Here is a 7,103-nt window from a genome sequence, read left to right on the forward strand (position 1 = left end):
ACACCTCCAACCCGCGCAACATGGTGGCGGCGGGGCTGATCGCCCGCAACGCCAACCGGCTGGGGCTTCTACGCAAGCCCTGGGTGAAGTCGTCGCTGGCGCCGGGCTCGAAAACGGTGAAGATGTATCTCGAGGACGCCGGGCTGATGGCGGAGCTCGAGGCGCTGGGCTTCGGCGTGGTGGGCTACGCCTGCACCACCTGCAATGGCATGTCCGGCTCGCTGGACCCAAAAATCCAGCGCGAGATCATCGAGCGCGATCTGTACGCCACGGCGGTGCTGTCGGGCAACCGCAACTTCGATGGGCGCATCCATCCCTACGCCAAACAGGCGTTTCTGGCCTCGCCGCCGCTGGTGGTCGCCTACGCCATCGCCGGCACCATCCGCTTCGACATCGAGAAGGACGTGCTGGGGGTGGACGACCGCGGCCACCCGATCACGCTCAAGGACATCTGGCCCGACGACGACGAGATCGACGCCATCGTCAAGGCCTCGGTCAAGCCGGAGCAGTTTCGCCAGACCTACATCCCGATGTTCGATCTCGACAAGAGCGCCGGCGCGCCGGTCGACCCGCTCTACGCGTGGCGCCCGCAGAGCACCTACATTCGCCGCCCGCCCTACTGGGAAGGCAACATGGCGCGCGCCCGGGCGCTCAAGGGCATGCGCCCGCTGGCGATCCTGCCGGACAACATCACCACCGACCACCTGTCGCCGTCGAACGCCATCCTGGCGGACAGCGCGGCGGGGGAGTACCTGCTGAAGATGGGCCTGCCGGAGGAGGACTTCAACTCCTACGCCACCCACCGGGGCGATCACCTGACCGCCCAGCGGGCGACCTTCGCCAACCCCAAGCTCTACAACGAGATGGCGCTGGGCGACGATGGCCACGTGCGCCAGGGCTCGCTTGCGCGTCTTGAGCCCGAAGGCAAGGTGGTGCGCATGTGGGAGGCGATCGAAACCTACATGGCGCGCAGGCAGCCTCTGATCATCATCGCCGGCAACGACTACGGCCAGGGCTCCTCGCGGGACTGGGCGGCCAAGGGCGTGGCGCTCGCCGGGGTCGAGGCGATCGTCGCCGAAGGCTTCGAGCGCATCCACCGCACGAACCTGGTGGGCATGGGGGTGATGCCGCTGCAGTTCGAGCCCGGCACCACGCGCAAGACCCTGGCGCTGGACGGCACCGAAGTGTTCGATGTGGAAGGCGACACCGCGCCGGGCGCGACGCTTTCGCTTTTGATCCACCGCGCCGGCGGCACCGAGCGGGTGCCGGTGATCTGTCGCCTCGACACCGCCGAGGAGGTCTCCATCTACACCGCCGGCGGCGTGCTGCAGCGCTTTGCCAAGGACTTTCTCGAGGCGACGCCGGCCTGATTCGGCATTGCCTCATTCCCGACACTCACGCCCGGCCCCGCGCCGGGCGTTTCAGGAGCGACCCATGATGAGCCCGCAAGTCGAGATTCCCGCCACCTACATGCGCGGCGGCACCAGCAAGGGCGTGTTCTTCAAGCTCGATGACCTGCCCGAGGCGGCGCGCGCCCCGGGCTCCGCCCGCGACCGGCTGCTGCAGCGCCTGATGGGAAGCCCGGACCCTTACGAAAAGCAGATCGACGGCATGGGCGGGGCGACGTCGAGCACCAGCAAGGCGGTGATCCTCTCTAAAAGCGCCTCACCTGATCACGACGTCGATTATCTCTTCGGTCAGGTCGCCATCGACCGCCCCTTCGTCGACTGGAGCGGCAACTGCGGCAACCTTTCCGCTGCGGTCGGCCCCTTCGCGATTCGTGCCGGGCTGATCGAGGCCGCGCGAATCCCCGAGAACGGCGTGGTCGAGGTACGCATCTGGCAGGCGAATATCGAAAAGACCATCATCGCACGGGTACCGATCAGCGCCGGCCGGGTGCAGGAGACCGGCGACTTCGAGCTCGACGGCGTGACCTTTCCCGCCGCCGAGATTTCCGTCGCCTTCGTCGACCCCGCCGATGGCGAGGCGCGATCTTTCCCACCGGCAACCGGGTCGATACGCTCGAGGTGCCGGGCGTGGGCACGCTGGCAGCCACGCTGATCAACGCCGGCATTCCTACGGTGTTCGTCAATGCCAGGGACGTGGGCTATACCGGCACCGAGCTTCAGGAGGCGATCAACACTGACGCCGAGGCGCTTGCGCGGTTCGAGGCGATCCGCGTTCACGCTTCTCTCAGGATGGGGCTTGCCGAGAACATCGAGGCGGCCAGCGCCCGTCAGCACACGCCCAAGGTGGCTTTCGTGGCACCGCCGGCAAGCTATACGGCATCGAGTGGTCGAAACGTGGCGGACAGTGAGGTCGATCTACTGGTACGGGCGCTCTCCATGGGCAAGCTGCACCACGCCATGATGGGCACCGCAGCGGTGGCGATTGCCTCGGCAGCGGCGATCGAGGGCACGCTCGTCAACCTGGCCGCCGGCGGGGGCGAGCGCGAAGCGGTCACCTTCGGTCATCCGTCGGGAGTTCTGCAGGTAGGCGCCAAGGCAAGCTTAATGGACGGGCGCTGGCAGATCGACCGGGCGGTGATGAGCCGCAGCGCTCGGGTGCTGATGCAGGGCGCCGTCTTCGTGCCCTTCGAGGGCTAGAGAGGAAAGGCGGGCCCGCGATCCTGTTAAAGCGGGCCCTGGGCATCAATCCGAGAAGACGATCTGGTCTTCCATGCCGCTCACCGTGGCCTGGCCGATACCGCTGACCCGGGTGAGATCCTCGGCGTTTTCGAACTCGCCGTTGGCATTTCGCTCCTCGACGATCGCCGCCGCGCGGCTCGGTCCGACGCCGGGCAGCTCGGCGAGGAGCTCCGCGTCGGCGGTATTGACGTTGATGGGTGCAACCGACTGCGCGAAAGCGGTTCCGACCACGCTCATGCCGATCACTGCCGCTACTCCCAAGCCCTTGATGAATCGCTGCATGTTTAGCATCCTCTTCGTTATGATCTGGGTGATTAGGTGCATCTTGCGACCAAGGCCCGTTCCCTAAGCGAGCTTCAGTCCTTGTCAACGTAGCCAGAAAGTTCGGTGCTTGCCGTCATACGGTGACGACAGGCCATGTAAGAATTCCGAGCGCGTTTACGTAGACATCGCTTACACGAAAAGGCCCGTCAAGGCTGATATACTGGCGCGATCATCTCAAGGAGCGCGCCGTGGCTACAGATTCCCCCCTCATCATCGCCCTCGATTACCCTTCGCTTGACCAGGCGCTTTGCATGGCGGACCAGCTCGATCCGACGCGCTGTCGCGTCAAGGTCGGTAAGGAGCTTTTCACCCGTAGCGGGCCGGCGGTGCTCGAGGCGCTGCACGGGCGCGGCTTCGAGATATTTCTCGATCTCAAGTTCCACGACATTCCCAATACCGTGGCGGGCGCCGTGCAGGCCGCGGCGGAGCAGGGCGTGTGGATGGTCAACGTCCACGCTGCCGGCGGCGGCGAGATGATGCGCGCTGCCGCCCAGCGACTGAAGGAGAAGAGGCTCGCCACTCACCTCATCGCCGTCACGGTACTGACCAGCATGACGCAGGAAGTGCTGGCGGGCACCGGCGTGGCCGGCGCTCTCGATGAGCAGGTGATGCGCCTGGCCGCGCTGACCCAGGAGAGTGGGCTCGACGGCGTCGTCTGTTCGGCGCAGGAAGCCGCCGCGCTCGAGGCTAGCCTCGGCAAAGCGTTCCTCAAGGTGACCCCGGGCATTCGCCCGCACTTCGCTGCGCTCGACGACCAGGAGCGCGTGATGACGCCGGCCAAGGCGCTGGCGGCGGGCAGCACGCACCTGGTGATCGGCCGCCCGGTCACCCAGGCGAGTGACCCGATGGCCGCGCTGGCGGCGATCGAGGCGGAAATCGCCTAGCTACTCGCCCTCGATGCCCGTGATCGGCTTGATGGTGCCCCAACGCCGGCAGCTGGGGCACTGCCAGGTCAGGCCTTCGCTGGGGAATCCGCAGTGACGACAGCGATGGCGCGGGCGACCCTCCAGCAGTGCATCGGTGTGGTGCTTGAGCAGCAGCAGACGGGTATCCGGCGAAGTCTTGCCGCCGAGCCGCTCGCTCTGCAGGTACAGGTCGATCAAGTAGTCGAGACCGCCCAGGCTTGGCGCTTCGCGCAGCCACTCGCCGGTACGCTCGATGGCATCATCTACCCCGTCGCGGCGATGGACGAGTTCGCCAAGGGCGATGATCACGCTGGTATAGGGCGCCTGGCCCAGCAATCGGTAGAGGTGCGACTCGAACTTCTCGGGTGCCTCCAGGCGTTCGTAGGCGCGCCGCAGCGCCGGCAGCATCGTCGGCACGTGGGCGATGTCCTGGTGCGGAATGCGTTCGAGCCACTCGATGGCGCGCTGATACTGGCCATTCTCCATCTCCAGCTCGCTGAGCATCAGCGTGGCGCGAACGCAGGTCTCGTCCATCTGCAGCGCTTTCTTGAGGTGTCGCCGGGCGAGCTGGCGGCTCGATTGATCGATCTCTTCGCGCGCAAGCTCGCAGTACCAGTGGGCGGCGGCGCGGCGCATGCCGGGCTGCTGTTTGAGCATGGAGGCAACGGTGTCGAGGGCCTGCTGCCATTCGCGCTCCCGATCCAGCAGGTCGATCAGCAGGCGTTTGGCGCGCAGGCGATAGGCGTCGCTGCCGACCTGGGACAGCAGCGTCTGCAGCAGCCGCTCGGCGCGATCGTGAACACCGAGAGCGATGAAGTCCTGGGCGAGCTCGAGCTGGACGTGGGCATTGGTTTCAGAAGAGAGCGCGGGGCGAGCGAGCAGGTTCTGGTGGATGCTGACCGCCTTGTCGGCTTCGCCCCGGGCGCGGAACAGCTTGCCAAGCGCAATGTGCGTCTCGACGGTGTCGCTGTTGACGTCGAGGGCATGGATGAAGGTGTGGATCGCCTGGTCGGGCTTCTCGTCGAGCAGGTAGTTGAGGCCGACGAAGTATTCACGCGCGAGAGAAGCGTCGTTCGTGGCCGGACGGCGACGCTTGCGCCGCGCATCAAAGCGAATGCCCAGCGCGAAGCCGATGGCGACTGCCGCCAGCAGCACGCCGAGCAGCACGGCGTCCTGCATTTACACCAGTTCCTTGAACTCCTGGGTGCGTAGTCGATCGAGCTCCTTCTGCTGATGCCGGTTGTGTCGCTCGCTGCGCGCCAGACGCGTCTTCAGGCGAACATAGACACCCAGCATGGCCAGCATGCCCAGCACCACGCCGAAGGTCAGCGTGGCGAGCAGCCATACCGAGAGCGATACCGGCGGAAGCTCGGTCCAGATCAGGTTCAGGGCCACGGTCTGCTGGTTGTTGACAGCGAAAAGAATGCCGACAAGCAGCACCACCAGTAGAATAATGGCCAGTAATAGCCCTTTGATCCAACGCATGAGATTTTCCTAAGCTGTGACGTGCATGATCGCTCTATTGTGTACGACCCCAGGCTTGGCGTCATCCCCGATATCGCAAGGGCCAGATGCCGTGTGACTAGTAGCCCAGCGCCCGACTGGCGTCGACCTGTTCGCGCAGCTCCTTGCCCGGCTTGAAGTGAGGAACGTACTTGCCCTCGAGATCGACGGGGTCGCCGGTCTTGGGGTTGCGCCCCACGCGCGGCTCGCGGTAGTGCAGCGAAAAGCTGCCGAATCCGCGAATCTCCACGCGGCCGCCGCTGGACAGCGCATCGGTCATGTCATCCAGTATGATCCTCACCGCCGTTTCGACTTCCTTGGCGGACAGCTCCGGTTGACGCATCGCGATTTGTTCGATTAATTCAGATTTGGTCATCGGTTGGCTCCCTGCGAACGTTAAAGGTCGTACGGGCTTTCGACCTGAATAACATCCAACTCAGCATACTGCGCATTTTGGTATAAAACAATTTAGATAAAACAAGGTTCTAGGTCGAATAACAGCATAGGCGAAGCGGGCCGCTGGCGCGACCCCGTGGCTTCGGTATACTGGCTTTCCATTTTCCAGCCCGTAGAGGTTCCCGTTGAGCGACGACACATCCCCCAAGGCCATCCTTCGCAAGCGGCTTTACTGGCATTCGCGCCGTGGCATGTGGGAGCTGGACCTTCTGCTGATTCCGTTTCTCGAGGCGCGCTTCGAGACGCTCTCCGAGGTGGAGCAACTCGCCTACCAGCGCCTGATCGAGGAGGAGGACCAGGATCTCTTCGTCTGGCTGATGCACCGTGAGTGGCCAGAAGACCCCGAGCTTCGCCATATTGTCCAGATGATCGTCGAGCATGCCGAAACCACCGATAACAGTGCCTATCGCACGCTCTAGCTATCCGCTGGTGATTCACTCGCTGCTGGCCGTGGGGCTCGTCGGGGTGGGGTTTTGGATGACCGCTTCGCCCTGGATGCTCGTCGCACTGCCGGCGTGCCTGTGGCTGGTGTTTCGCCATGCTCGGCGCCAACCGACCGGAACGCTCTTCGTCCATCGCGTCGACGAGGCACTTTATGCGCGCTGGTTATCACCGAACGGGGAGCAGGGCGAGCAGCGTCCGCTGCGCTGCTCCTATCTGGGGCCCTGGCTTCTGGGGCTCGACGTGGGGCGCACGCGGCTCTGGCTATGGCCAGACAGCCTGCCCGGCGAGAGCCACCGTGCGCTTCGCCGCCTGTTGCATCGCCCCGGTCACTAGAGCGCCGGGGTCGCCTGCGCTGTCGAGGCGTGGGCGGCGCCGCTTCCGGAAGGCCAATCCGTCGAATAGTGCAGTCCACGGGACTCGCGTCGCGCGCGGGCAGCGTCGACGGTCAGTCTGGCCAGGTGCACTCTCTGCTCGAAGCGTCGACTCCCTGGGTGATCGGTGTTGCCAAGCGCCAGGCGCTCTGCCTCGAGTTCATCGAGTCGCGTGGCGGCCTCGCCAAGGCCGGCATCGCATCTGACGATACCGACATGGCGTCCCATCACTTCCTTGAGTCTTTCTTCCAGTGCGCTCGATGCCGCGAAGTCGCCGGTGCTCTTCGCGAGTCCGGGCATGTGCCCTGGCGCCTCGAAGGGCCGTGCGGGGGCGCGCAACAGAGCATCCGCGCAGCTTCTGGCGTAGACCAGACATTCCAGTAGCGAGTTGCTGGCCAGGCGATTGGCGCCGTGCAGGCCCGTGCAGGCGACTTCGCCGATCGCGTAAAGCC

General features: G+C 65.1%; 9 protein-coding genes and 1 pseudogene. 5 read left to right on the forward strand and 5 right to left on the reverse strand.

Annotated features, from left to right (window positions below):
* Window positions 1–1,370, forward strand: a 1,370-nt coding sequence (locus tag BIS11_RS07890; protein WP_253585894.1) for an aconitase family protein, incomplete at its 5' end; no start/stop codon positions are given.
* 67 nt (window positions 1,371–1,437) lie between these two features.
* Window positions 1,438–2,606, forward strand: a pseudogene (prpF, locus tag BIS11_RS07895) (2-methylaconitate cis-trans isomerase PrpF).
* 45 nt (window positions 2,607–2,651) lie between these two features.
* Here the strand turns inward: prpF and BIS11_RS07900 are convergent.
* Window positions 2,652–2,930, reverse strand: coding sequence for a helix-hairpin-helix domain-containing protein (locus BIS11_RS07900; RefSeq protein ID WP_253426866.1), 279 nt, complete (start codon window positions 2,928–2,930; stop codon window positions 2,652–2,654).
* 230 nt (window positions 2,931–3,160) lie between these two features.
* On the opposite strand from BIS11_RS07900, the gene pyrF reads away from it, so the two are divergent.
* The gene (gene pyrF, locus BIS11_RS07905) at window positions 3,161–3,856 is read left to right on the forward strand and encodes an orotidine-5'-phosphate decarboxylase (protein ID WP_253585895.1); all 696 of its coding nucleotides are present in this window, start codon (window positions 3,161–3,163) and stop codon (window positions 3,854–3,856) included.
* On the opposite strand, the gene lapB is transcribed toward pyrF, so the two are convergent.
* The 3 genes from lapB to BIS11_RS07920 form a co-directional block, all read right to left on the reverse strand.
* Complete coding sequence (gene lapB / locus BIS11_RS07910) at window positions 3,857–5,056, reverse strand: lipopolysaccharide assembly protein LapB (protein WP_253422151.1); 1,200 nt, start codon at window positions 5,054–5,056, stop codon at window positions 3,857–3,859.
* Window positions 5,057–5,362, reverse strand: a complete 306-nt coding sequence (locus tag BIS11_RS07915) for a lipopolysaccharide assembly protein LapA domain-containing protein (RefSeq protein WP_227389251.1) — start codon at window positions 5,360–5,362, stop codon at window positions 5,057–5,059.
* A 97-nt stretch (window positions 5,363–5,459) separates the two neighbouring features.
* Complete coding sequence (locus tag BIS11_RS07920; protein WP_227389250.1) at window positions 5,460–5,756, reverse strand: integration host factor subunit beta; 297 nt, start codon at window positions 5,754–5,756, stop codon at window positions 5,460–5,462.
* 205 nt (window positions 5,757–5,961) lie between these two features.
* Between BIS11_RS07920 and BIS11_RS07925 the strand changes: the two genes are divergently transcribed.
* Both BIS11_RS07925 and BIS11_RS07930 read left to right on the forward strand, forming a co-directional pair.
* Window positions 5,962–6,255, forward strand: a complete 294-nt coding sequence (locus BIS11_RS07925) for a succinate dehydrogenase assembly factor 2 (protein ID WP_253422161.1) — start codon at window positions 5,962–5,964, stop codon at window positions 6,253–6,255.
* Window positions 6,236–6,613, forward strand: a complete 378-nt coding sequence (locus BIS11_RS07930; RefSeq protein WP_253422164.1) for a hypothetical protein — start codon at window positions 6,236–6,238, stop codon at window positions 6,611–6,613. Before BIS11_RS07925 ends, BIS11_RS07930 begins: the two co-directional genes overlap by 20 nt.
* On the opposite strand, the gene BIS11_RS07935 is transcribed toward BIS11_RS07930, so the two are convergent.
* A partial coding sequence (locus BIS11_RS07935) for an FAD-binding protein (RefSeq protein ID WP_253585896.1) occupies window positions 6,610–7,103 on the reverse strand: 494 nt, incomplete at its 5' end. The two genes, BIS11_RS07930 and BIS11_RS07935, sit on opposite strands and share 4 nt — an antisense overlap.

Source organism: Halomonas sp. 707D4 (assembly GCF_024158685.1).
In the GTDB taxonomy this organism is placed as follows: Bacteria; Pseudomonadota; Gammaproteobacteria; order Pseudomonadales; family Halomonadaceae; genus Vreelandella.

What these genes read in the sequence shown, in the direction of transcription:
- BIS11_RS07920 (WP_227389250.1), bottom strand. Translation starts at nt 5,756, where the DNA reads ATGACCAAATCTGAATTAATCGAACAAATCGCGATGCGTCAACCGGAG.
- BIS11_RS07915 (WP_227389251.1), bottom strand. Translation starts at nt 5,362, where the DNA reads ATGCGTTGGATCAAAGGGCTATTACTGGCCATTATTCTACTGGTGGTG.
- BIS11_RS07900 (WP_253426866.1), bottom strand. Translation starts at nt 2,930, where the DNA reads ATGCAGCGATTCATCAAGGGCTTGGGAGTAGCGGCAGTGATCGGCATG.
- lapB (WP_253422151.1), bottom strand. Translation starts at nt 5,056, where the DNA reads ATGCAGGACGCCGTGCTGCTCGGCGTGCTGCTGGCGGCAGTCGCCATC.